This window comes from Dehalococcoidales bacterium (assembly GCA_028716225.1).
Lineage (GTDB): Bacteria > Chloroflexota > Dehalococcoidia > Dehalococcoidales > UBA5760 > UBA5760.
Window position 1 is genome coordinate 166,929 of the sequence record JAQUQE010000001.1, and the last position, 25,855, is coordinate 192,783.

The following is a 25,855-nucleotide window of genomic DNA, read 5'->3' on the forward strand; positions in this document are numbered from 1 at the left end:
CCTGGGTCTGCTCGGTGTGAAATTTCGTAACCCGAAGCTCTACCTCTTCTACGGGTTTTATGCTTTCTACATTTTCTTTTTTCTCTAGGTAAAGAAACATGCCGAACGGAACCGGTGAGAGCCTGGTCAACGAGAATTAGTTTGACATAATGATAGTTCATCTTTATGCCGAGTAAACGAACCGGCGCAGAAAGGGGAGGGGTATTTTGGCTGACCCAACCACTCTGGAGAAAACCCTGGGCATTTCCTTTAATAACGCTCAGCTCCTTGAGCAGGCACTGGTTCATAGCTCATTTGTCAATGAAAACCCCGCACGGGCACCAAAATCTAACGAGAGACCGGAATTTCTCGGCGATGCCGTCCTGGGGCTGATAATCGCCGAGAAGCTGTACCGGAGCGTCCCTGACGCCAGCGAAGGTGAATTGACCGACCTTCGCGCCGCACTGGTTAGAGGAGATACCCTGGCGCGGGTAGCCAGGGCCATCGGGATCGGAGCCCACCTCCAACTGGGCAGGGGAGAAGAAGCAAACGGGGGAAGAGACAAAACAACCAACCTCGCCGGAGCACTGGAAGCAATAATAGCGGCTGTCTTCCTTGACCAGGGTTTCGCCGCCGCCCGAGAATGCACTCTTAGATTGTTTCAAACAGAGCTGCATAGAGTGATCAACCAGGGCATTGAAATCAACTATAAGTCACGACTCCAGAAATTCATCCAGGAGAGAGGAGGCGAGACGCCTGTCTACTATGTCACCAGGACAGAGGGGCCAGCCCACAACCATAGCTTCACCGTCGAGGTACGAAGCGGCAACACCATCCTGAGCAACGGCACCGGCAAAAGCAAGAAGCTGGCCGAAACCGAGGCAGCCCGTTACGCGCTTGACAAACTGCTCGGCCAACCGCCGCCACAATCCACTTAGTCCGGGCAAACTCCAGACACTTTACACAATGGCCCCCCTTTGCTAAACTTCAATGCAAGGAGCATATCCTGTCTAATATTCAAACAGAGGTGCTGCTATGGGAAAACGAGACTACCGACAAAGGGAACCTAAAAAAGCCAAGAAGGAAACCAGGAAGATATTGGCTGACACTGAGGTACTGCCGGCTTCAACAGTAGTGGAAGTAATCAAAAAGGGAAAGAAAGAGGAGGCAGAGGAATAGTAGACTCGGGTTCCATAGCCGGCATTCCAGCCAAACTGATAGCATACCCTCGGGCATCAGGTCTACCGGATCCTGTTAGAAAGTGGAGAGTATATGGTCAGCGATTTAGCCTCGGTCCAGGTGACTGTATATGGCCATGTCCAGGGTGTCTTCTTCCGTGACTTTACTTTAAGGTGTGCGATAGAACTGGAACTGACCGGCTATGTGCGTAACCTGACCCAACATGCCGGGGTAGAAGTCATCGCAGAAGGGAAAAAAGACCATCTGGAAAAGCTTGTCAGCCGGCTTGAGATAGGGCCAACGGCAGCAAGAGTAACCGAAATAGTCACCAGATGGTCATCTTATACCGGGGTTTACCCGAGCTTTAGCATCAAACACTAGCCAGACACCGTCAGGACTCGAACCCCACTTTGGCTACCTTAATCAAATCGAGGTACTCTGTGCGAATCCCGACCATCTCAGAGGCTTCAACATCAACCTCATAGGGCTCACCGACAAATATCTTACCGAAGTCTTCAATCTCACCTTTAGTGGGATCATCTCCACTGACAAACTTCTGACTGGCCTCGATAATACCCAGGTCGAAGGGTAGGGTAAAATAGAGGTCGGTCAATACTCTGTCGATCCCCAGCTCATACAGATCCGGCCACCCCCCCCGCTCTCCACCACCATACTTGGTACTGGGCAGCAATGACAGCAGGTTGGCCAGACTCAGAACACCGCTTCCATGAGTAACCCTTAACGGCGCAACCGTTATCAGATAGTCACTGGACAGGATGACATTAGGTATCCAGAAGGTCGGTACTGCCAGAGGCTTAGGCAAAGGATTGTCCACCTCAACCCAGATACAGTCCTTAACATCCAGCATTATGACACGAGGAAACTTATAGCCCAGGTCATGGTATACCGGCTTGACCGCTGCCCCTCCCGGCAAACCTTCCAGCAGCAGGATATCAGCCTGACTAACCCGCCTAATGCCGTCTATTATCACCGATAGTATCTCCCGGCTGGTGGTTACCGGATATGGTTGTGAATAGCCGGCACTGGGTTTAATCAAAACACGTCTCGCCCTGGATACCACCGGCGGTGGTTCAAAAACAAACTCGGAATCCTTAACTATCAATGCTACTCCCTCTCCCAGTCAAGCATCAACACCTTTACGGTATCCCCCGCCGACACCCCCGGTCTGTCCTCAGGAACAATCGCCAGACCGCTAGCTAAACTCATCGAGCTCAGAATCCCCGAGCCCTGAGGGCCGGTTAGACTGGCAAAGTATTGGCCGTCACGCTCTTCTACCACAACCCGGACATAGATACGCCGCCCGTCATCATTAACTACGGAATTCCTGATCACCGCTTGAATGCTGGGTTTAGTCAAATTCTGCTTACCCATCATCTTCAGAATGGCAGGGCGTACAAACAGCTCGAAAGTAACCATGACGCTGACCGGATTACCAGGCAAGCCAAGATGAGGTATTTTCCCCACCGCACCGGTACTCCCAACCACATTAATCATACCGAAGGCAAGCGGCTTACCCGGCTTCATTCTAACTGTCCAGAAGGCAATCTCGCCCTGTTTGACTAAGACATCCTTAACGACATCATAATCTCCCAGAGAGACACCGCCGCTGGTTACCAGCATGTCAGCTTCCAGTGTATTGCGAAGGCTGGCCACCACCGAATCCTCACTATCACGAGCTATACCCAGCATCTTCGGAATCCCCCCGTAACGACGCACCAAAGCTGCCAGACTATAACTATTACTGTTGTATATTCTACCAGCGGGTAGAGGCTCGCTAACATCCACCAGCTCATCGCCGGTAGCTAGAATAGCCACCTCGGGACGGCGGATAACCTTGACCGTACTACGCCCCAGGGAAGCCAGGACACCAACCTCCGCCGGTCTGATTACCAGCCCCCTGCTTAATACCTTTGCTCCCCGGCGAACATCCTCGCCCGCCCGGCGAATATCAAATCCGGCCTCCACCTCTTTAAGAATACCTATCTCATCGGTAGACCCGGCTCGTGAAGCCTCATCGGTATCCTCAAATCTGACGATACTGTCGGCACCTTCTGGTACCGGAGCACCGGTCATAATACGGATAGCGGTCCCCTCCTCCAATCTACGCCCGGGAATATCGCCGGCCGCCAATGTATCGATAACACGCAAACACCGCGGCTTCTTTCCGCTGGCTCCTTTGCTGTCCTCAGACCTGACCGCATAACCATCCATAGCCGAGTTATCCCGCGGCGGAATGTTAATACCGGAATAAATATCCTCGGCCAGAACCTGACCCAAGCAGTCCAGAATGGGCCGCTCCTCCACTCCGAGCACATAGACATAACCAAGGACCTTATCCAGCGCTTCTTCAACGCTTATCATAGCCTATTCACCAAACCTCTCGGTAAATGCCTCTTTAACTTCCCGGTAGTATAATTAGACAAATTCAGGCGCATAGTATAAAACCTCACGGTATCCTTGCCTCAACAAACCTTACCCTGAGATCACCGGGAAAAGCACCCAATCGATATACATCTATTTTACCACGGAGGTCAATAGCCCTTAAGCACGATCGGCTGATACCAGTTGGGGAGATAGATAATGCCCCTCTCTTGATAAAAAGAAAAGGGGCACGAAGAACTAATAATCTATAATTACCTGCCGACAGGAGTCAAAAACTAAGTATCTCGCTAAAACCCGGTGAGAGCCAATACCTAACCGGTCACATGATGCACATGGGCGGGTACGTAGGGCAGCAGGGCCAGGTGTCTCGCTCTTTTGATAGCTATCGCCAGAGTCCGCTGATGCCTGGCGCAAACACCGGTCTTACGCCGCGGCGTAATCTTCCCTCTGTCGGTAATAAACTGCTGCAGCTTTGACGGGTTCTTATAATCGATCGTTTTTGCCTTAGCGACGCAGAATGAACAGACCTTTCGCTTGGGTGCAAATCTCGACCCGCTCCACTTTCGTCTCTCCCCATTATCGAATCTATTAAATTGTCGTTCGGCCACTACCTATAAATTCCTCTCTAACTATTTTCCCATTAAAACGGAATATCTTCCGGGCTGACTTCATCGCCTTCAATACTACTCATTCCCTCCTCGGGAAGAGAGGCTGCCGCTACGCTGGGTAAGAATGTTACGTGGTCAGCCACAATTTCATTGCGGAAACGCTTTTCGCCATCCTGACTATCCCAGGTGCGTGTGCGTAACCTTCCCTCAACATAGATCAGCCTTCCCTTAGCCAGGAACTGATTGCACTGCTCCGCCAGTCTATTCCAGGCGACCACAGTGAACCACTCCGTCTCCTCCCTGCGTTCACCTTGACTGGTAGTATATCTCCAATTAGTCGCAACACGAAATGAAGTCACCGGATTGCCGTTCGGGGTAAAGCGCATCTCAGGTTCGCTGCCAAGATTACCAATGATTATCATTTTGTTTACGCTCGCCATTACCTCAATACTCCTTTTCCTCTCCAGATCCTTCGAATACAGCTCCACCCGCTATTCAGGCGCCAGGCCTTATCAGCAGATATCTCAACACATCCTCGGAAATCTGCAGGCTGGCTTCCAACTGTTTGCACAATGAAGGCTTAGACTCAAACCTGCTCAGTACATAGCTGCCTTCCGTAAAGCTTCTTATCGGGTAGGCCAGCTTCCGTTTGCCCCATTGTTCCACGGAAGCAATAACGCCGCCCCTTTCCGTGATGAATCTGCTTACCTCGTCGACTTTAGCCTCTAACTGCTCGTCGACAACCTCCGGGCTGATAACCATTACCAACTCGTAGCCTCGCTGTGGTATGTCTTCTGTCCCTAAAACCTTTTCTTTTTCCGCTATTTTCTTAACTGCCATTTATTCCCCAAAAAATTTAGTAAGCTATTATATCATACAACAGATTGGACAAACAATACGTATCAAAACACGCTGGCCAGCTTGACACAACACACCGATATTGATAGACTTTAGCAGGTAATCCGCAATGGCCCCGTGGTGTAGCGGTCTAACATGCCACCCTGTCACGGTGGAGATCGGGGGTTCGAATCCCCCCGGGGTCGCCATCTAGTTATGTGGAGTACATGTTGTCTCCAATATCTCCAGTCATCCGCAAGTCTCCTTCCCCATAACATTTCAAGCGATTCCCTCGAAACAGGTTGACGTATGCCCTGGCACACGTTATGATTCTTTCCGGAAAAGCGCACCGGGCCACAGTTTATTCTCATTACAGTTACGGCCCGTGAATAGAGAAAGGCGATGAAACGATACGGCATTTTCTCCTCACTGGCATCAGGTGCTATCCTGTCCTGTCTGATGACAGCACTCTTCGTTACGCCCTCTTATGCTGCGGATAAGGGTACGCTGACCCTGGAAGTAGACCAGGGTGAGATAGGTGATATCGTTGAGATCGACGGTTATGATTTCGATGCCGATACCAGGCTAAACATATACTTTTCCCGAGATAAGGCCAGTGTAGACGACCGCTTATCCAGCGAGATTACCAGCTACGAAATAACAGGTCTGGTTTCGGTTGACGAACGTGGCGATTTCATCTCTCCGCACTCCTTCAAAATCCCTGAAGAACTCAACGACGGCAGGGATAGTGCAGAGGTATGGAGCGGGACCTACTACTTTTACGCCACCTACCGCGACGACAAGTATATTGTGGCATCGGTAAAATTCACCGTTGCCAGCGGCGAAATCGAGCTGACGCCGGAGGAAGGTGCTGTCGGCAGTGAAGTCAGCATCAGCGGTAAGGACATGCGCCCCGCTGAAAAAATCACCATTGATTATGATAATAGTAAGGTTGACATAATAAGTGGCGATGCTATCACCGACAGCAACGGCGAGTTCCTTTGTACCATCATTATTCCCGAGAGCATTGCCGGCTGCCATACCATAACCGCCGCCGACGAGTCGGGCAATAAGCCCGGGGCTGATTTTACGGTAAAACCCGAGATAACGCTGGATAAGTCAGAACAGACGATCGACGGACCGGTAAATATCAGCGGCAGCGGCTTTGCCTACCGCTCCGATATAACTGTTACTATCGACACAGACAGGATTGCCACTACCCCGGCATCCCTGCACACCAACCATTACGGCAGCTTTACGGGAAGCATCACCATACCTTACTATTCCATCTATGTTGGCGGCAAGCCCAGCAAGGTTACCGCCCATGACACCAGCGCCAACTCTGCTTCAGCAGATTTGACCGTTTTGTCTCTCCCTGCCGGGATAACCCTCGAACCGGCTACCAGCCTAGCCTCACCCGGTTACGTCGGAATGGAGCTTACCGTTACCGGCACCCACTTCACACCCGGCAGCAGCGTCACCATCGCCTATAACGGCAGCACTAGCACTCATACCACAACTGTCTATACTGATAGCCTCGGGGATTTTTCAGCTACTTTTGTCGTCCCCGCCAGTGCTGCCGGCATCCACCAGGTAACGGCAGCCGGCAGTGACGGCAGCATAAGCTCGCTCTTTACCATGGAATCGAAGCCGCCGCCAATCCCGGTAACTCTAATACCCCAGGTTACCACTGCCGCACCTGTAAAGACGCGCTTTGACTGGCAGGATGTTACCGACCCCAGCGGCGTGACCTACCTTCTCCAGATTGGGGCTGACAGCAGTTTCAGTAACATACTGCTGGAGAAAGAAGGGTTGACCGGATCGGAATACACCCTTGCTGAGAAAGAGGAGCTCGAACCACGAGGCCAGGATATGCCATATTACTGGAGGGTGAAGGCGATAGACGGCGCCTTCAACGAGAGCGGCTGGACTGCTCCCGGTTCATTCTATGTAGTATCCCCTGCGACGTCAGCATCCGCCTGGACCAAATACCTATGGATAGCAATCGGGGTGCTGGTTTTCCTCCTCATATACCGAATAAGGAGAGGGGGAACTGTGTAGCCGGGGCCGTACCGGTCGTTATTCAATCTTCAGGCCGTAAATACTGGACTATCGTGGCAGCCTTTGCTATCATTTACTACTAGCCCATTCGGGGGATTGTGTCCGGCACGAGAGTAAGGTAGCATAGGGAAGGATAAGGTTAGGACAGTTTAAGGGAGGAGGAAAAGGGAGAAATGACCGATAGCAAGATCAACCCTATGCTGACCACAAGCGACGTAGCCCGCCTGCTCAACGTCCACATCAACACGGTAAGGCGCTGGAGCAACCAGGGGATAATCAAGACCTATCGCATCGGCTCCCGGGGTGACCGCCGGTTCGACCGCAAAGATATCGAGCAGTTTCTCCGCCGGAAAACAAGAACAAAGTAGACCGTTGAGCCGGACATTCTCACCGGATGGACCCGGTGCCTAAGTACAGCATTGGCTTATTTGTTAAACATAATGTAATGTATAGATACTATATATAGTGGTATAATACAAAACAATAAAATATTAGCACCTATATCCCTATAATACCTGACTGAGAGGTAGCTTGAGTGAATAAGATAATCGTAATGATAATTGATGAACAGCCCTTTTTCCGGACCGGTGTCCGTCAGGTATTATCCCAAGAGGCTGACTTCAAGATAATGGACTGCGACCCGACTCAGGACCCGTTAGGGATGATCGAAGCCAACATGCCCAACATAGTCCTGCTGGGCTCGGACCTCGGTGCACACAGCGGTCTGGAACTGAGCCGGAGAATTGCCCGCTACTACCCGAACACCAAGGTAATAATGCTGAGCCCCAACCCCAACGATGAAGAGCTTTTTGAGGTTATCAAGACCGCGGCCGTCGCCTGCCTGAGCAAGAATGCTGATACAACAGAGCTGATCAGCACCATCAGACGGGCCTGTCGGGGTGAATACCCAATAAACGATAGCGTCATAAACCGGCCCAGGATCGCCGGCCGCGTTCTGGAGCAATTCCAGAGCACCTCGCCGATATCAAAAACAATGGAGTCGGTCATCGCTCCCCTCACCAACCGGGAGACGCAGATTATGAGATACATCGCCGACGGCAACACCAACAAGGAAATCGGGCTGGCCCTGGGCATCAGCGAGCAGACTATTAAAAGCCATGTCAGTGCTATTCTGCGCAAGCTGAATGCCAATGACAGGGCACACGCGGTCGCCCTCGCCATACGCAGCAGCTTGATCTCACCGGAAAGCAGGAAACAAGAGCCGTCTCAATAAATAGCTCTAATAAAATCTAAATGACGGCTGCCAGGGTAATCAGCCAGGCGGTTTAAGAACAAAGAAGATGGACAATAATAGAAAGAAAGCCGGGGATAACGCCGATACACTCGACCTTAGCAAATCGAAGGACTTCACCGGGGAGCAATCGGAGGAGAGATCACAGCCGCGGCCGGAAGATGAAGCGGCGCGCGATACTCCGGCCCAGCAGCTAAGGCAGGTTATTCCCGCAGAGGTGTTACAGCTTATTCCCGAGGTCATGGCAAGGCGTTACAACGCCATCCCTATCAGCGTCTCCGGCCATACCCTGAAGGTCGCCATGGCAAATCCGACCGACATCTTCGCCCTGGAGGCATTCTCAGCGAACAGCAAGAAGAGAATCAAGCCGGTACCTGCCGATGCCAAGGACATCAGGAGCGCCATCGACTTTAACTACAAGAACTATGGCGAGATCGAAAAACAGATTTCCAGCATTGCTATTCCTTCCGACGCCCTCGACGAAAGGCTGGCCATCGATGCCGTTGTCGATGCTCCGCTGGCACAGGCGCTTAACCTTATTATCGAGGAAGCAGTTCGCTCCCGCTCATCCGATATCCACATCGAGCCGCAAGAGGACAGAGTGAGGATACGCTACCGCATCGACGGCACACTGCATGACATGATGTCCCTGCCCTTGAACATCCACCGGGCCATTATATCCCGCATCAAGATCCTGGCCGATATGAACATCGCCGACCATCATCACTCCCAGGACGGCCAGTTTTCCACCAAGGCTAAAGGGCGTGATATTGATATCCGGGTAGCTACCGTTCCCACCGTTCTCGGCGAGATGGCAGTTCTGCGCCTCCTAGACAAATCACAGGCTGTGCTCGGGCTGTCCGAGCTGGGCTTCCTCCCCGACAGCCTGGAGAAGTACGCAAACCTGCTCAAGGTCCCCTACGGGATGATCCTCATCAGCGGCCCCACCGGAGCCGGCAAGACGACCACGCTCTATGCCTCGATCAACTCACTGGACACGATAGGCAGAAACATAATCACTATCGAAGACCCTGCCGAGTACCGCTTCCACGACATCAACCAGATTCAGGTCAACCCACAGGCAGGCATTACCTTTGCCAGGGGACTGCGGGCCATACTCCGTCTCGACCCCGATATCATAATGGTCGGCGAGATACGTGATACCGAGACGACCAACATCGCCGTCCAGTCGGCTCTGACCGGACACCTGATGCTCTCCTCTATCCATGCCAGCGATGCCGCCGGCGTGCTTACCCGCCTCATCGACCTGGATGTGGAGCCATTCCTGATCGCATCGTCAGTTATCGGCGTGGTGGCGCAGCGGATGGTACGCCGCATATGCCCCGACTGCGCTCACCTTATCGAAGCACCGATGGTAGAGCAGGCGGCATACCAGAGGGAGATGTCAGATAGCAGGAAGGAATTCTACTACGGCACCGGCTGTGCCTCCTGCTCCTATACCGGCTACCTCGGCCGTACCGGAATATTCGAGATACTGCTGATCAGCGACAGTATCAGGGCACTCATTATTAAACAGGCTTCAAGCAGCGAGATTCGTTCTCAGGCGATTGCCGAAGGTATGATCCCGATGATGGGTGACGGAATGCGCAAGGTAAAGGAGGGCATCACCACTCCCGCCGAGGTGCTGCGCAGCGCCTACTCTCCCGATTTAAAACCATTAGGTTAAAAGATGAAATATGCCTATGTAGCCTACACCAAAAACAAGAAACTGGTTAAGGGCCAGCTGGAGGCCAACAGCGAAGAGACCGCCGCCAATCTGCTGGGTTACGGCGGCTACCAGGTGCTCAGCTTAAAAGAGGTGGTCCCCTTCTTTGACAGTAAGCAGATGTTTGCCCGCTTCAACCGGATCAAGCCGTCGGAGATGGTGATGTTCTCCCGCCAGCTGGCTCTGCTGCTTGAGTCCGGCACCGATATTGTCACCTCGCTGGAACTGCTGCAGGATCAGGTAACCAACTCGAGCCTCATGAAGATTATTACTCAGGTTATCTCCGATATTCGCGGCGGCAGCTCGCTATCGGCAGCGATAAGCAAACACCCGCGTGCTTTCTCACAGCTATACTACCGGGCGATGGCGGCCGGTGAGCAGGGCGGCAACCTGGAAGTGGTTCTACGACAGATGGCCGACCACATTGAGAGAGCAGCGTTAACCGAAAAGAAGGTGAGGGGAGCCCTGATGTATCCCCTGGTTGTTATCATTGTAGCCATCGCTGTGGTATCCATGCTGGTTACTCTGGTATTACCCCATTTCAGCGACCTTTACCGCGCCATGGGCTCGGACCTGCCCATTTTACCCAAGATGCTCATCGGCTTCAGCGACTGGGCACAAAAGTACGGGCTCTATGTTTTGATCGGTATCATCGTGGCCTTCGGCGGTATTACTGTCTATATCAGGACCGCCCAAGGCAAGTACCGCTGGGATAAGTTCATGCTTAATGTACCGCTCATCGGACGCATCAACCTGCTCAATCAGCTCTCCCGCTGCTGCCGGACGATATCACTGCTCTTCCGGGTCGGCGTGCCCCTGCCCGAAATTATCAGCGTTACCATCTATAGCACCACCAACAAGATAATAGAAGAAGCTTTAAGCGGGGTGCAGGGTGATCTGCTCAGGGGCGAAGGCTTGTCCCGGCCGATGTCGAAAAGAAAGGTTTTTCTCCCCTTAATGGTGCAGATGACTAGTGTCGGTGAAGAAACCGGCAACCTCGACAAAACACTGGCTACCGTCGCCGATAGCTACGAAACCGAGTCGGCCGACAGGACCAGTGCCGCCGTGGGCATGATTCAGCCGGTAATGACAATCATCATCGGGCTGATAGTCGCTTTCGTCGCCATTGCCTTGATTACCGCAATGTACTCGATATACGACCAGTTTTAATAACAGGAATAATCATGAAATGAAAAGCGAAAAGGGCTTTACCCTGATCATGGTGCTGGTCGCCATCGCCATACTTGGTCTGATAGCAGTCATCTTCGCCGGCGGCATCTCTACGGGTGCCAAGTCAGTCTTCGTAAGCGACGAGCGGGTTACCGCGGAGAGCCTGGCCAGAAGCCAGTTGGAGAGTATCAAGAACCAGACTTATATTTATTATTCCGATGACCCGCACGATACGTATGACATAATAAGCACCCCTGAAGGCTATATTATTAACCTCGATGTTGCCCCCTTCGACCCGGATACATCAACCCCCTACAGCGAGAGCGACGGGGTTTTTGACGGCGATGACGGCATACAAAAGATAACGGTAACGGTTGACCACCATGATAAAGAAGCCGTGTTTACCCTGGAGGATTACAAGGTAGACCGATGATTACGCGCATGTCGGGGCTGCTACTCAAGAACCAGCGTGGATTTACCCTGATCGAAATACTGATCGTGGTCGCTATCGGTAGTGCTATCGCCGTGGTAGGCAGTATGGCAACCCGACAAGTAATGCTGGAAACCGTCCGCAACAACAACCACGAGATTGCGGTAAGGCAGGTACAGAACGCCGGATTCTGGGTAACCCACGACACCCAGACTTCCCAAACCGTAGCGGTCGAGGCAGATGCCGACGGCCTACCCCTTACCCTTACCTGGCAGGATTTTGAGGGCACCAACGAATATCAAGTGGTCTATTCTCTGGAGGAAGTGGAAGGCGTGCTCAACCTGAAACGGGAACACTACACCAATAGAATCGACAACCCGGACCCCGATGCCACCAGCTATGTCGCCAAATATATCGATGACGACCCGCTGAAGACCAGTTGTAGTTTTGCTAATCCCGTGCTAACATTTACGGTAACCGCTACTGTAGGCGGCGGCTCGCTGCAGGAGCAGAGCGAGACCCGGGTATATGAGATTGTCCGTAGACCTGACGGCAGTTGATGTCCAGGCAGGAGGGCAAGAAATGATACGCAGAATATGGAATAAGATTAACCAGGAGCGGGGTGTTGTCCTGATTGTCGTCCTCATCCTGCTGGCGGTGGGCGGGCTCACCATCGCGCCGATGCTGTCCCATATGAGCACCGGGCTAAAGGCCGGCCAGGCCTACGAGAAGAAAACCAACCAGTACTATGCCGCCGACGCCGGGGTGGAGAATGCGCTGTGGCAGATAACCCGGGAACAGCGGCTCCCCGAGTTTCCCAGCGAGCCAGGCGACCAGTGGCAGTATCCGATTGAAGACCTCAACGGCAAAAGCATTACCGTGACTATAGAGTACACCGGGAAAGATGCCGCGGGGAACGATATCTACAAAATCAACTCCGCTGCCAGTGATGACAGCGGCAATACCGCTATTGAGTCCTACGTTACCTTCGGCGGCGGCTTCGCCTTCCTGCTCGATAACGCCATTACTGCTGTCGGTGACGTTACTCTCATGCCCGGAGTAGTGGTCAACGGAGATATTCAGTATAACGGAGATCTTTCATATAACCCCAATCAAGTCACCATTAACGGTGAAACGTCCGATGACCCGATACCCAGCTGGCCCACTGCTGAGTATTTCTCCGATTATTACCATAAAGACGTCGATGGCCTGACCTGTGTGCCCGACGGCTACAGCATTGATATCAGCGAGGGCACCGAAGCCAACCCGATTCTGATCGGGCCAATCTGCTCGCAAGGAAACCTGACCATCACCGGGACAGACGGAGTAGCCAGGCTGGAGGGGACAGTCTACGTCGGCACGCAGTACAGCAAGGTAGGGGATTTTAACATTATGCCGCAATGTACCCTGCAGCTCAACGGACAGACCATCTTCGCGGAAGGAAATATTAACTTTCAACCGCTCTGTATCACCTCCGGAGAGGGATGCATCATCGCGGTAGGCGATATTGATTACCAGCCCAATATCAGCGGCGAAGATTTTGTGGCACTGATGTCCATCGAAGGAACGGTTCACCTGCAGCCCGGTAACGACTTCTACGGATGTATTATTGGCGACTCTTCGGTTGAGCTTTGGCCGCACACCTCTCTCAACTATATCGCCCCCACCGAGGGAGGTATTAACTTCCCTGGTCTGGACGAGGATGACACCAGCATTATGGAACTTAAAGTCCGCACCTGGGAGACCAGCTAAAGGCAGGATATTGAATGAAACTGGGTAGAACGGCCCGGATAGTATTGATAGTAGGCGCCTTCATCGTCGCCTTTTTTGTCATCAACCAGATGAAAGAGGAAGCGGAGAGCGAGCAGCGTTCCCTAAACGTGCAGCTTCAGTTGAGCCAGGGCATACTGCCCAAGCTTGCTGCTGAAAAAGCAGACCTTCAGGGACGTATTGTTCTGCTTGAGAGTGAACTGGCTGAAGCCGCCGCATCGCTTGAGGCGAGCCGGGCGGAATTTCCTGCCGATATCCAGAGCATCGAATACGACGAAATCATATTCGACATCGCCCACCAGCGGGACCTGGATGTCGTCAGCCTTACCGTCTCCGAGCCAGCTTCACAAAAGGTAGAGGTTACCGTTCAACCGGCCGACCCGCAGGCAAAGAGTGTTACCTACACCGTTAACTACACCGTCACCAACTTCAACATAGCGGTCGAGGGCCAGCCGGTAGAACCCGCCCCGGAAGAAACGAATCAGTTCCGTGAATATATCTATCAGACCGTAGATGATATCTTGGACTGTATTAACTCGATAGCCACCGGGGATGACTTCGCCACGGCGAATGTATCTTCCGTAGACATCAATATCCCGGAACCATGTACAGAACAGCCCTTGGCTATCACCATCCCGACCTGTGCCGCGCTGGAACGAGCCGAAATCGAAGAAGAGGAAGAAGACGAAGAGGCAACAACGGAAGACACGACATCGATAGAAGCCGTACCGGCCAAGGCGATTATTAACCTTGTCATATACAGCTACGAAGGTAATGAATAACTATGGCTGAAGTAAGTCTATTCATTGAAGATACCGCTATCAAGCTGCTGTCAACTAAGGGCCGCCATGTGGATAAATGGGCAATGCTGCCGCTGGAGCCTGGGCTGGTCAGTGACGGTATTATCCTTGATGAAGCTCAGGTTGCCGAAAAGATCAAGGAGCTTTTTAAGCAGCAGAAGATAGGGGCAAAGAAGGTAACCGCCGGTTTAAGCGGCCTGAATTCCATCTACCGGCTGACCTCCCTGCCTGAATTACCCGAGGCAATACTACCTGAAGCCGTAGAGCAAGAAGCCAGCCGGATCGTACCAGCACCTCTTGAGCAGTTCTACCTGTCCTACCAGACCATTCCCGCTCCGGTTGGCGAGACCGGCGTTTTCCTGGCCGCCTTTCCCCGAAACACCGCCGATGCCCTGTTTAGAACGCTAAAAAAATCCGGCATCAAGGCTACCGCTGTAGACCTGGCTCCGTTAGCCCTCTGCCGGACTGTCGATGCTCCAGAAGCCATCATCATCGACGCCCGCTCCGCCGGTCTTGATATCGCCATAATGGTAGACCGCGTCCCCCGGGTGATCCGCAGCTTCTCACTACCCGGCGAGGCTGAGTCTCTGGCCGAGCGTATGCAGACTATCTCAGAAGAAATGGAAAGAACGATTGCTTTCTATAACTCCGGACACCAGGATAAGCCCCTGCCACCGGCGACGCCGGTATTCGTTTCCGGCGATCTTGCCGAGGCACCGGAAAGCTGGACGCTGCTTGTCGGGACGGAAGATACCCCTGTTGCCAGGCTGCTGTCGCCGATGCAGGCTCCCGAAGAATTTGATGCCAGCCAGTTTATGGTAAATATCGGGCTTTCCTTAAAGAACCTGCCGTCGGAGAAAGAAGGCAACTTCTCGATAGTTAACTTCAACGCCCTTCCCGAGTCGGAGAAACCCCAGGGGATATCGCTGGCCCGGATTTTAACCCCGGTCGGCATCGTCATCGGCATCGGACTGGTCTTCTGGCTCTGGCTTCAAGTCCAGGATATCAGGACCAAAAACGAGGCACTGCGCTCCCAGGTAGATATCAACCAGGGCCTGATCACCCAGCAGCGTGAAGAAATAGCCGCACTCAACGAAGATATTGCCGCGATAGAGCCCCAGATTGCCCCCCTGGAGGCCAGGGCTAATATCTTCTCCGGCACCTTTGCCGACCTTGATGCCAACCGCAGCCAGATCAACCGGGACTTAAGCGGGATTGTCGGTCTTAGGCCTGATGATGTCGATCTTGTCAGTATCAGCCATAATGGCTCCCAGATCACCGTAACCGGTACCGCACCGGAAAAAGAAATCCTGAAGTATGCCAGGAACCTGAGAAGCAGCGGCAGGTACTCTGAAGTGAATATCTCGTCACTTAGCTATAAGTTGATACTGGAAGACTGGGAAGACCTGGAAACCGAGGTGGTCTACAACTTTGTGCTGCTGTTGACCAGCATGGCGGTGGAGTGAAGTTGTGGATATCCTATCCATATTAAAGAAGGCAAGGTCGATGGCTGCCTCGGACCTGCATCTGGTTGCCTTTAGCGCGCCGCTGGTCCGGGTCCATGGCTATTTAACGCCCATGGACGATATCAAGCCCCTCAGCCCTGATGATACCAGACAAATATTCCTCCAGATAACCACGCAAGAACAACAGAAGTATTTCCACGAGCACCTTGAGCTTGATTTCGGCTATAGCCTGCCTGATGTCGGCAGCTTTCGCTGTAATGCCGCTCAGGAGCGAGGAGCTATTTGTCTGGTTCTGCGCCTGCTACCTCCGGAAATTCCCACTGTTGAAGAACTGGGGCTGCCCGCAATATATAAGGAGCTTATAATGCACACCAGGGGGCTGCTGATAGTTACCGGCGCTACCGGCAGCGGCAAGACCACCTCACAGGCGGCGATGATACACCATCTCAACCTGACCGAACGCCGACATGTGGTTACTATCGAGGACCCTATTGAATATGCCCACTCCAACATCAAATGTGCCATTACCCAGCGGCAACTGGGCAGCGACACCTATTCGTTCCCAGCTGCGCTGCGCCACATCCTCAGGCAAGACCCGGACATCATCCTGGTGGGCGAGGTAAGAGACCTGGAGACGGCAGCGGCTGTGCTGTCTGTCGCCGAGACAGGCCACATGATAGTGACCACCGATCATGCTCCCAACGCCAGCCAGGCGGTAGAAAGGTTAATCGACCTCTTCCCACCCCACGAACGCGACATGGCACAGAAACGGCTGGCCTCCCTGCTGCTGGCTGTAATCTGCCAGCAGCTTGTGCCACGGTCCGATCGATCGGGAAGGATAGTCGCCGTAGAGATTATGCTGGCCAACTCAGCGGTGCGCAACCTGATTCGAGAAGGTAAGTCCTATCAGCTCCCCAGCGTCATCTGTACCCACCAGGACATCGGAATGATATCAATGGACGAATCTCTGGTCAACCTATACCGTCATGGGAAAATCAATAAGAAGCACCTGTTCGAATTCTGCCATAACGAACACGAAGTAAAGCGGCTGCTCGAAGAGAAAGGCTGCCAGTAACCGCTTCTGGAACTATTCATACCCATTGGTTATTCTTATACCCCAACATGATTCGTATTGACAACATAATCCATCCGGGCTATATTCATTAACAAACCATGAAGCATACCTGGTACGACCCGGCCGCCTGGTTCATAACAGGCGGCACAGATGAGGACAGCGCTGATAGCGGCACCAGTGGCTACCGGAAAGCAATCGAAATATGCTGGCTGGTGGTAATCTTTCTTATCCCCGTCTTCTTTAACCCTCTGGGACACCACCAGTTTGACTTCGTTAAAACCCTGCTCCTTCAGGTGCTGGTCATTACTATGTTCGGGCTCTGGCTGGCCAACCGGATAAAATGCCAATCTTACCACCAGCACATCAAATGGAAGGCTCTTATCGATTCACCCCTCAAGATATCCATCCTGATATTCGGACTCATGTTCATCATCTCAACTGCCGCTTCTATTACTCCCGAAATAAGCTTCTGGGGAACCTGGCAAAGGGGTAGCGGAGGGCTATCGACTCTGTTATGCTGGATAACGTTCTTCTTCATCCTGACTCACCAAGTCCGATCCCACAATCAGTCAATGAGAATTCTATACACACTGCTTCTTACCTCGGCGGTGGTATCAGTAGTTGGCATACTGCAACACTATGTTCCAGCGGTAAGCACCCTGTTTGGATGGTCAGCCACAACCAGGGTCTTTGCCACCATTGGTAACCCGTTGTTCCTGAGCAACTTTCTTGCCATGACCATACCGCTTAATCTGGCACTGCAAATCTATGCGTTTCGACAGAGGGGCAAGAGGTCTCCAGGAAACAATACGCTGTCAGTAGCATCAAGTGTTCTGCTCGCCATTCAATTCTGGTGTCTCTTGCTCGCCCAGTATTCGGTTACCGTCCTGGCTTTTATTATCGGTGCTGTCAGCTTTATCGCCCTTCTGGGCTTTGTGGAAAAGAGAAAACCCCTCCTCATAACTGGCAGTGCGATCCTTATCATTATTACCGTAATGGCTGCAGTTGTGGTAGGGCCGGCATTGATAACCGCTAATAATGAGACATCACCGGGTGACGATAGCAGTGTACCGATATCGGACGAGATGGGGCTTACCACTATCAAGTACCGTGCCGAATACTGGCGTGCCGCAGCCGATATCGTATACCGAACCCCTGAAGTTCCGTTTACCGAAAACAGTCCGGCCACGGTAAGAAGATTGATTGGCTATGGTCCGGAAACATTCATCTTGGTAGCCCAGCAGTACCCTTTTCAGGAAACGATTAATCACTATATCTCCCAGAGGACCGGCGCCCTTATTCTCGACCGGCCCCACAACCACTATCTGTACCTGGCCACCACCGTCGGAGTATTGGGGCTGGCTGCTTTTATTGCCATCATGGCTATCTATTTCCGCAACATGTTCCGCTTTCTGGGCCAGGCCACCCGCGATAACGAGCGGCTAATCATTATTGCCCTGATTGCCGCGATGGTTCAGTATACAATCAACAACATATTTAACCCCGTTTCAATAACGACCGAGCTCTTTTTCTGGCTGCTGCTGGGACTGACACCGCTGGTGGGGAGAATGGTATCGAAAAATCAGCAACAGTCAGTCGCGTATAATGGCGAAAAAATCCCTCACCAGCAAAATAGTACCGATATAGGGATCCGGGTTAAATACAGCGGAGTCATCGCGATAGTATCGCTTGCCTTACTGGTTTTTATCGCCGCCGGGGTGACCGTCAGGCCCTTCCTCGCGGATATGGAATTTCAGAAGGCAAAAAAATTCGAGCAGGTTAACAGTGAGCTCACCATTTTTGCCTACAATCAGACCGTGCGACTGGAGCCCAGGTACCCCGAATACTGGAGCAACATGGGAGCATACATTTTCAATAATGCTGTCGCCGCTCCAACTGATACCGTAAGAGAGAGACTGGTTGATTTCAGTATTGAAACCTATGAACAAGCGCTGGCTAGGGAGCCTTACCTGGCCTTCCGCAACTACTCCATGGCAGATATGTATTGCTACCGGGCATACTGCGGCTCAGCGGATAAATGGGCTAGAGCGCTTGAGCTGTATGACAGAGCAGCTCGGCTTTGCCCCTGGAATCCGGTTATTCTGAATAAGTGGGCATTAGCGCTGATCATCAAGGGGGACCTCTATGCTGCTCGAAATAAGCTCGAGCAATCGGCGATGACCTACCCTGAATGGGTGGAAACCGATTTTCTTGCCGGACTCCTGATACTCGAGGAAGGGGAGAATGATGCGGCTGCCGATAGCCTGGTTACTATCATAGAACAGCACCCGGAGAGCTTGAAAAAGTTATCGGATACCTGCTTCACTCTGTATCTATACGACCTCGTAGTTCCGGTTCACAATTCCGTTCAAGAATACAAGCGTAATCACCCCCGCGAATGGGCACCTCATGCCATACAGGGAATCACCTGTTTCTTCTCCGGTCATCCCGAGCACAGTATCGTTGAATTTGATACCGCCATGTACCTTGTTCCGGAAGATGAGGCCGGCAGTATTTTTGGCGTTGCTCTCGACCTTGCCGGGAAAAGCCCACACTTTAAGGCCCTACTCGCCGGCTCAGCGCCTGCCTGGCGGACCAAGCTATCCGGAATCCCCGGAGCCGACCGGTGGCTTAAAGCGCTTGACAAACTGGCAGAAGCCGGCTTATGAAAACTACAGTATTCCGGGCATAGCCCTGGTCATGTCGATAGGACAAAGCCGTAAAAACAAAAAGCCCACCGGAAGATTGCTATCAATTCTTCCGGTGGGTCTTCCTTTATTAATTAGGAAACTAACTCTTACGCTTTAGGGAGAGGGAGTATATTCAGCTCCCTGCGTCACGGTACCATTATCATCCCAGATATATGTCCAATTTGTGTCAGTCTGCAAGTAATTACCAATTAGAGCGGTGCTAGGAGTTAGCTGTATATACGTAGCTTGTGGGCTTACCGTAGCCGTTTTTGCATCGGTCATCGCGGCCACCATCGCCGTCTGGACAATGGAAAGCTCGGTTGTGGCTGCCTCAGTCTGCCCCCTGCCGATCAAGCCGGTGAACCGTGGTATGACCACCGCTGCCAGGACACCCAGGATGGCCACTACTATCAGCAGTTCCATCAGGGTAAAGCCCTTCTGACCGCGGTGGAGTCTCCTGGTGAAGCTCAGATCGAAACCCCCTATCCGCTTTATCAAACCCTTCATCGATTAAACCTCCTTGCGATTTTCAATTTATTTACTCTATGATGAAGTTTGTATAACTAAGGTCACTTAAAACTAGTTTAGCATATCTCAATCACAGGCACAAGTCAATCACTCGTTAGGGATAGTAATATCGTATAATTACCGCCGGTGTTTCTGACCGGTACTTACGCCACAAGTTAAGAGCTGCCAAAACACCCTTAAAGGCCTAAAATATGCCCTGGCGAGTTATATATACTATCCTAAGCCGGATATTATACCATAAGAGTATAAAATAGACAATACATAAAGTAGATAAAGTTCAACCCCGTCAAGGGAGGAAACGACCCCGGACGGGAGCGCACAAGAAATACTCATTTGACTATATCACCCGAAACATCCAGAATATAGAGCGATATGGACGCTATCGGCATCGCCATCTTTACCGTACTGGGGGCAGTTATCGCCAGCTTCCTCAACGTCTGCATCGACCGACTGCCCGCCCGGCAGTCGATAATCTCTCCCCCGTCCCACTGCCCGTCCTGCCGGCACCGCCTGGCGGTAAAAGACCTCGTTCCCGTTTTCAGCTACCTGGGACTGCGCGGACGCTGCCGCTACTGCCGGGCGACTATTCCCCGGCGCATTCTCTGGCTGGAGATTGCCAACGCCGCCCTCTTCGGCTACCTCTACGGCCAGTACGGCGCCGGAGCCGAGCTGGGCGTCATCGCCTCTTACTGCTGTTTGTTTATCGTGATTATGATCATCGACCTCGAGCGGGGCCTGATCCCCAACCGTATCGTCTACCCCGCCATGATAGCCGCTCTGCTCGTCAGCGTCTTCAGTGTCTTCCTGCCCGGGCTGGCCATCGTACCCGGGATCAAGTACGCCGCCATCGGCGGCGGCATCGGCTTCGGGATAGCGCTGCTGGTGGCCGTCTTGTCGCGGGGCGGCATGGGCTTCGGCGATGTCAAAATGGCAGCGCTGATGGGCCTTGTTATCGGCTATCCGATGATATTCTTTACCCTGATCCTGAGCGCAATAATCGGCGGTGTGGTCGCCCTGGTCCTGCTAATCACCAAAAAGAAGAAGCGCAGGGAAGGCATCCCCTTCGGCCCCATCCTCTCCATAGCAACCATCGTTACCCTGCTCTGGGGAAGCAGCATCCTCAACTGGTACCTGAGCCTGTTCTAGCCCTGATATCGCACATATCCAACATCACAGTCCTGCTTTCCGCAGCCTGTCTGCCTCTCAACATAATAAACAGTGAATAAACTGCTCCATTAATAAGTAATTCACCAACCGCTGAAATACCCCCTTGACAGGGTGTAGTATAATAGTACTAGTTCAATAGTATGAGCCAATACGTTAGGGTAAGCTAGTAATGGAACGGCGAAGGTCAAGTATCGAGGTAATAGCCGATATGCTCCGTCTCGGTGAAGCCGGCAAGACGGAAATAATGTACAGCGCCAACATGAGCTACTTCCAGCTGCAGAAATACCTCAAATTCCTGCTGGAGCTGAAGCTCATCGACAGGGTAATGATCGGCAACCCGGTGGTCACCTACAGGGTGACCAGGAAGGGATTAAAGCTGCTGAGGCATATCGATAACATCCTGGAGATACTCGAGTTCAAGGAAAAGGATGACTTCCAGTGACATCAAACGAAGGAGCTAGTATATGTCTGAAAAAAGAATGCTGATACTGCCGGCGGAGCTCGTTGATAAGATCGACGAAAACCGGGGCGACGTGGGCCGGGCGGAATTTATCGAGTTCCTCATCAGCGGCCAACTGAAGGAGGAAAGCAAGGAAGCCAGGCGCACCGGCAAAGCGGAAAGCTATGTCACCAAAGAGGAGCTGCGCTCCATAGAGCAGGACATCAAGAAGCTGCTGCGGAGTTTCATCGACTTCTTCGTCAATTACGGACTGGAGATCGGCAAACAATCACCCCGGGCCGAGTTTGAAGAGCTTATCGGCAAGCTGCAGGGACTGGAAAAGGACCTGAACTCCGATAACGATAACGAGAAGAAGGCGACCATTAAGTGGAAGTAGCCCGTTAGCAAGCTCCCGGCTCCGGACAAGCCGGCTTGGGCCTCTCTCTTTACTCAAGGAGAGAGGCTTTTTTTATTGCTATCTTTATTGCCGCCGGGGGATAGAACATTGTTCTAGAACAAGATACCTTCCTATATCCGCGATTCTCTGCAATAGTTATTGGCGGAGGAAGGTATTATGCTCTATATCATCCTGGGAATAGTCGGTTTTACGGTGATACACCTCTTCGACCTGGTCTCCCTGAAAAGGGTCCCCCGGGCCAAACCTGTCGTCTGGGCAGCGGGCAGCGGCCTGCTGGTCTACTCGCTGGTGATGATATGTCTGGCCCCGGAGAAGCTGGTATTGCCGGCGGGGCTGACCTGGCTGGGCTGGGGAATGCTCGCACTGTCCCTGCCCCTGTTAATACAATCGCTTTTCGTCGGCCTCCCCTTCCGCAAAACATACCTCACCACCGGCGTCGGCGACCGGCTGATAACAACCGGAATGTACTCTCTTACCCGCCACCCGGGGGTAATCTGGTTCACCATCCTGATGCTGGCCCTGATACCGGTGGCAGGATCGAGACTGCTGCTGCTGGCCGCACCGGTTTTCATTGCGCTGGACATCCTGCTGGTGACCATTCAGGACAAATTCATCTTCGGCAGGATGTTCGACGAATACGAAAGCTACCGGCGGCAGACGCCGATGCTGCTCCCAACTCGGAGCAGCCTGCACGCTTTCCTGGATTCCCTGCGCAAAAATAAAAATAAATCAATAAGCAATCACGGAGGTTACACAATGAGCAAAGAAGCAGAACTTATCGTTCAGGGTAAGAACGAAGAGCTATGGCAGCGGTGCTGCGGCTTCATCGACCTGAGCCTGGCGGAATGCATGAGCATCCAGCGGCGGCTGCTGCTGGAGCAGATAGGACTGCTGAAAAAGTGCAAGCTGGGCAGGAGCATCATGCGCCGGGCCAACCCCGAGACCGTGGATGAGTTCCGCCAGCAGGTACCGCTGACCACCTATTCCGATTATGAGCCGTTTCTCCTCACCCGGAATGAGAGCGCCCTGCCGGCGAAACCGCTTTTCTGGCAGCACACTTCGGGCAGGTCCGGTGAATACCCCTTCAAGTGGGCCCCCGTCACCACCCGGCAGTTCGAGGAAATACAGGCGCTGCTGTTCGGCTGTCTGGCCTTCTCCAGCTGCAAGCAAAAGGGCGAAATAGCCTACCGCAGAAAGGACAAGTTTCTCTATGCGCTCGCCCCGCCGCCCTACACCACCGGCTCGCTGATACACTATGCCCCCAACGAGGTCTTTGACTTCCTGCCGCCGGTCAAGGCAGTTGAGGGAATGTCCTTCGAGGACCGGATACGTCTCGGTTTCCAGATGGCCCTATCGGATGGGGTAGACCTCTTCTTCGCCTTATCCAGCGTAATAGTAGCCCTCGGCGACCGCTTCAGCCAGGGAAACGGCGACCTTGATCCAAGAATGCTGATGGGCAAACCGAAGACCCTGCTCAGGCTGCTCAAGGGCGTTGCGAAAAGCAAGCTGGCCCGCCGGCCCCTGCTGCCCCGGGATGTCTGGAAATTGAAAGGCTTGATCGGAACCGGTTCCGACAGCTCCGTATTCCGGGAAAAAATTAAGGAGATGTGGGGCAGATATCCCCTGGACGTCTACGGAGGTACCGAGGGCATTATTATGGCGACCCAGACCTGGGACTATCAGGGATTGAGCTTTATCCCCCACACCAACTTCTTCGAGTTTATTCCCGAGGAAGAGAGCCTGAAAGCTAAAGCCGATCCCCTCTACCAGCCGAAGACGGTGCTGCTGGATGAGGTCGAGGCAGGGGAGAACTACGAGCTGGTAATTACCAGCTTCCACGGCGGTCCCTTTGTCAGATATAAGCTGGGTGATATGATCCGTATCACCGCACTGCGTAACGAACGGCTCGATATCGACATTCCCCAGATGGAATATTACGCCCGCATTGATAATATGATCGACATCGCCGGATTTACCCGGTTAACGGAAAGGGTTATCTCGCAGGCGATAGAGAATACCGGTCTGGACTACGAGGACTGGACAGTACGCAAGGAACTGAGAGCTAAACCGGTACTGCACCTCTACCTGGAGCTTAAGGAGAACGGACACGTTACCGAGGAAGAGGTTGCCGTCTCCGTCCACGAGAAGCTCAAAGAACTGGACGCCCCCTACGCCGACCTAGAAACGTTCATCGGTCTGAGACCCCTGGAGGTCACCCTGCTACCCGAGAATACCTTCAGAAGCTATATGATCCGGCAGCAGGCTGCCGGTGCCGACCTGGCACACCTCAAGCCGCCGCACGTCAACCTCTCCGACAGCATCATAGACTCCCTGATCAACGGGTCTCTGGCCGAGCCGGTAGCACAGGAAGAGGACTACGAAGAGACGGTTAAACGCTACCGGATGAACCGCAGGAGACGCCAGCGCCAGCCTGCGACAACCAAAACAAACAAATGATAATAAGAGATGGAATATACCGGTCACTGAGATATCAAAATAGGCAGTAATCTAAGAGAGGTAATTCAAAATGTCTGATAATAACGGCGCCAATAACAATAAGCGGGTAGTGATTACCGGACTGGGAATAATCTGCCCGGTGGGACTGACTGTTTCTGAAGCCTGGTCCGGTCTCGTCTCGGGAAAGTCAGGGATTGATTACATTTCCAGTTTTGACACCACCGCCTTTAAGACTCGATACGCCGCCGAAGTGAAGGGCTTCGACCCGCACGCCTACATCGGCCCGAAAGAGGCCGGGCGTATGGACCGCTTCACCCAGTTTGCCGTGGTCGCCAGCCTTCAAGCAGCCGAAGCGGCCCGTCTGCGGCTGGAAAACGGGGACGCCGAGGAGACCGGCGTCATCATCGGCGACAGCATCTGCGGTCTGCTTCAGATCTGTACCCAGTTCAAGGTGCTGGCTGAATCGGGACCGGACCGGGTCAGCCCGGTCCTTGCCCCGACAATGTCGGGCGATGCTGCCCCGGTACAGGTATCCCTGACGCTGGGAACAAGGGGAATCAACTACTCTCCCTCTTCGGCATGCTCCAGCGGCAGCGATGCCATCGGTCAGGCATTTCAGCTAATCCGGAGGGGAGACGCCCGCGTCATGATAGCCGGCGGTGCCGAAGCCCCGATAATGCCTATCATACTAGCCGCCTTCAACTCCTGCCGGGCGCTATCGACCAAGAATAACGGAGTAGAAACATCCTGCTGCCCGTTCGACGCCGAGCGGGACGGTTTTGTCCTCGGCGAAGGTGCCGCCATTATGATTCTGGAAGAGGAGAGCTATGCCCGGAATCGGGGAGCCCCCATTCTAGCTGAAATCATCGGCTACAGCGCCACCAGCGACGCCTTTCACCTCACTCAACCTTCACCTGATGGAGAAGGAGCCGCCAGAGCAATGAGGATGGCGATGAAGGATGCCGCCGTTACCCCCGCCGATATCGACTATATCAATGCCCACGGCACGGCAACGCTGCTTAACGACCGGGCGGAAACCCGCGCCATGAAAAGCGTACTGGGCGAGTACGCCTCCCGTATACCCGTCTCGGGCAGCAAATCAATGACCGGCCATCTGCTGGGGGCATCAGGCAGTGTCGAAGCCGTGATCTGCGTGCTGGCTATCAATCACGGGGTGATACCACCGACGATAAATCTCACCCACCCCGACCCCGAGTGCGACCTGGACTATGTACCCAACGAGGCACGGCAGATGAACGTCAAAACCGCCGTATCCAACTCCTTCGGCTTCGGCGGGCATAACTCGACACTTATCTTTCGCCGCTATGACGGATAAGCGCTACGCCGACCGGCAGACATGCGGTACATCCCGGAGCCGACGCGCCCCTTCATTGACAAGC

Annotated in this window: 26 protein-coding genes and 1 tRNA gene; 21 read left to right on the plus strand and 6 right to left on the minus strand. The window is 53.1% G+C overall.

Annotated features, from left to right (window positions below; translation table 11 throughout):
* Nucleotides 1-206: 206 nt before the first annotated feature.
* The 3 genes from rnc (at nt 207) to PHI12_00845 (ending at nt 1,539) form a co-directional block, all read left to right on the plus strand.
* Complete coding sequence (rnc, locus tag PHI12_00835) at nt 207-917, plus strand: ribonuclease III (GenBank protein MDD5509354.1); 711 nt, start codon at nt 207-209, stop codon at nt 915-917.
* Between the two features lie 97 nt (nt 918-1,014).
* Nucleotides 1,015-1,158, plus strand: coding sequence for a hypothetical protein (locus PHI12_00840; GenBank protein MDD5509355.1), 144 nt, complete (start codon nt 1,015-1,017; stop codon nt 1,156-1,158).
* A 93-nt stretch (nt 1,159-1,251) separates the two neighbouring features.
* Entirely contained in the window at nt 1,252-1,539 is a 288-nt protein-coding gene (locus PHI12_00845; GenBank protein MDD5509356.1) for an acylphosphatase, read from the plus strand.
* A gap of 10 nt (nt 1,540-1,549) precedes the next feature.
* Here PHI12_00845 and PHI12_00850 read toward each other — a convergent pair whose 3' ends face one another.
* From PHI12_00850 to rpsF, 5 genes are all read right to left on the minus strand, one after another.
* Nucleotides 1,550-2,281, minus strand: a complete 732-nt coding sequence (locus PHI12_00850) for a DUF362 domain-containing protein (protein MDD5509357.1) — start codon at nt 2,279-2,281, stop codon at nt 1,550-1,552.
* A 2-nt stretch (nt 2,282-2,283) separates the two neighbouring features.
* A complete protein-coding gene (locus PHI12_00855; protein ID MDD5509358.1) occupies nt 2,284-3,540 on the minus strand; it encodes a molybdopterin molybdotransferase MoeA in 1,257 nt (418 codons plus the stop codon).
* A gap of 332 nt (nt 3,541-3,872) precedes the next feature.
* Nucleotides 3,873-4,169 (minus strand): 30S ribosomal protein S18, encoded by a 297-nt coding sequence (rpsR, locus tag PHI12_00860; GenBank protein MDD5509359.1) that lies wholly within the window; start codon nt 4,167-4,169, stop codon nt 3,873-3,875.
* 32 nt (nt 4,170-4,201) lie between these two features.
* A complete protein-coding gene (ssb, locus tag PHI12_00865) occupies nt 4,202-4,609 on the minus strand; it encodes a single-stranded DNA-binding protein (protein MDD5509360.1) in 408 nt (135 codons plus the stop codon).
* Between the two features lie 55 nt (nt 4,610-4,664).
* Nucleotides 4,665-5,009, minus strand: a complete 345-nt coding sequence (gene rpsF, locus PHI12_00870; GenBank protein MDD5509361.1) for a 30S ribosomal protein S6 — start codon at nt 5,007-5,009, stop codon at nt 4,665-4,667.
* A 129-nt stretch (nt 5,010-5,138) separates the two neighbouring features.
* Between rpsF and PHI12_00875 the strand changes: the two genes are divergently transcribed.
* From PHI12_00875 to PHI12_00935, 13 genes are all read left to right on the plus strand, one after another.
* A tRNA-Asp gene (locus PHI12_00875) sits at nt 5,139-5,215 on the plus strand.
* A 193-nt stretch (nt 5,216-5,408) separates the two neighbouring features.
* Nucleotides 5,409-7,067: a hypothetical protein gene (locus PHI12_00880; GenBank protein MDD5509362.1), complete on the plus strand. Its 1,659-nt coding sequence runs from the start codon at nt 5,409-5,411 to the stop codon at nt 7,065-7,067.
* Between the two features lie 173 nt (nt 7,068-7,240).
* A complete protein-coding gene (locus tag PHI12_00885) occupies nt 7,241-7,435 on the plus strand; it encodes a helix-turn-helix domain-containing protein (GenBank protein MDD5509363.1) in 195 nt (64 codons plus the stop codon).
* Nucleotides 7,436-7,602: 167 nt separating this feature from the next.
* Complete coding sequence (locus PHI12_00890; protein ID MDD5509364.1) at nt 7,603-8,301, plus strand: response regulator transcription factor; 699 nt, start codon at nt 7,603-7,605, stop codon at nt 8,299-8,301.
* A gap of 67 nt (nt 8,302-8,368) precedes the next feature.
* Nucleotides 8,369-10,006: a GspE/PulE family protein gene (locus PHI12_00895; GenBank protein ID MDD5509365.1), complete on the plus strand. Its 1,638-nt coding sequence runs from the start codon at nt 8,369-8,371 to the stop codon at nt 10,004-10,006.
* A 3-nt stretch (nt 10,007-10,009) separates the two neighbouring features.
* Entirely contained in the window at nt 10,010-11,215 is a 1,206-nt protein-coding gene (locus tag PHI12_00900; GenBank protein MDD5509366.1) for a type II secretion system F family protein, read from the plus strand.
* A gap of 19 nt (nt 11,216-11,234) precedes the next feature.
* The gene (locus PHI12_00905) at nt 11,235-11,648 is read left to right on the plus strand and encodes a type II secretion system protein (GenBank protein ID MDD5509367.1); all 414 of its coding nucleotides are present in this window, start codon (nt 11,235-11,237) and stop codon (nt 11,646-11,648) included.
* Nucleotides 11,645-12,205: a prepilin-type N-terminal cleavage/methylation domain-containing protein gene (locus PHI12_00910; GenBank protein ID MDD5509368.1), complete on the plus strand. Its 561-nt coding sequence runs from the start codon at nt 11,645-11,647 to the stop codon at nt 12,203-12,205. The genes PHI12_00905 and PHI12_00910 overlap by 4 nt, the downstream gene beginning before the upstream one ends.
* A 22-nt stretch (nt 12,206-12,227) precedes the next feature.
* Entirely contained in the window at nt 12,228-13,397 is a 1,170-nt protein-coding gene (locus PHI12_00915) for a hypothetical protein (protein ID MDD5509369.1), read from the plus strand.
* Between the two features lie 14 nt (nt 13,398-13,411).
* Nucleotides 13,412-14,197 (plus strand): hypothetical protein, encoded by a 786-nt coding sequence (locus tag PHI12_00920; protein MDD5509370.1) that lies wholly within the window; start codon nt 13,412-13,414, stop codon nt 14,195-14,197.
* Between the two features lie 2 nt (nt 14,198-14,199).
* Entirely contained in the window at nt 14,200-15,681 is a 1,482-nt protein-coding gene (gene pilM / locus PHI12_00925) for a pilus assembly protein PilM (protein MDD5509371.1), read from the plus strand.
* 4 nt (nt 15,682-15,685) lie between these two features.
* Nucleotides 15,686-16,756 (plus strand): PilT/PilU family type 4a pilus ATPase, encoded by a 1,071-nt coding sequence (locus PHI12_00930; protein ID MDD5509372.1) that lies wholly within the window; start codon nt 15,686-15,688, stop codon nt 16,754-16,756.
* Between the two features lie 98 nt (nt 16,757-16,854).
* Nucleotides 16,855-19,425 (plus strand): O-antigen ligase family protein, encoded by a 2,571-nt coding sequence (locus PHI12_00935; GenBank protein ID MDD5509373.1) that lies wholly within the window; start codon nt 16,855-16,857, stop codon nt 19,423-19,425.
* Nucleotides 19,426-19,560: 135 nt separating this feature from the next.
* Here PHI12_00935 and PHI12_00940 read toward each other — a convergent pair whose 3' ends face one another.
* On the minus strand, nt 19,561-19,953 hold the full coding sequence (locus tag PHI12_00940; protein ID MDD5509374.1) for a prepilin-type N-terminal cleavage/methylation domain-containing protein: 393 nt from the start codon (nt 19,951-19,953) through the stop codon (nt 19,561-19,563).
* Between the two features lie 393 nt (nt 19,954-20,346).
* Here PHI12_00940 and PHI12_00945 point away from each other — a divergent pair, with 393 nt between their 5' ends.
* From PHI12_00945 to fabF, 5 genes are all read left to right on the plus strand, one after another.
* Nucleotides 20,347-21,120, plus strand: a complete 774-nt coding sequence (locus PHI12_00945; protein MDD5509375.1) for a prepilin peptidase — start codon at nt 20,347-20,349, stop codon at nt 21,118-21,120.
* Between the two features lie 190 nt (nt 21,121-21,310).
* On the plus strand, nt 21,311-21,583 hold the full coding sequence (locus PHI12_00950; GenBank protein MDD5509376.1) for a winged helix-turn-helix domain-containing protein: 273 nt from the start codon (nt 21,311-21,313) through the stop codon (nt 21,581-21,583).
* Between the two features lie 22 nt (nt 21,584-21,605).
* The gene (locus PHI12_00955) at nt 21,606-21,977 is read left to right on the plus strand and encodes a hypothetical protein (protein MDD5509377.1); all 372 of its coding nucleotides are present in this window, start codon (nt 21,606-21,608) and stop codon (nt 21,975-21,977) included.
* Between the two features lie 177 nt (nt 21,978-22,154).
* The gene (locus tag PHI12_00960) at nt 22,155-24,455 is read left to right on the plus strand and encodes a GH3 auxin-responsive promoter family protein (GenBank protein ID MDD5509378.1); all 2,301 of its coding nucleotides are present in this window, start codon (nt 22,155-22,157) and stop codon (nt 24,453-24,455) included.
* A gap of 70 nt (nt 24,456-24,525) precedes the next feature.
* Nucleotides 24,526-25,791 (plus strand): beta-ketoacyl-ACP synthase II, encoded by a 1,266-nt coding sequence (gene fabF / locus PHI12_00965; GenBank protein MDD5509379.1) that lies wholly within the window; start codon nt 24,526-24,528, stop codon nt 25,789-25,791.
* Nucleotides 25,792-25,855 lie beyond the last annotated feature (64 nt).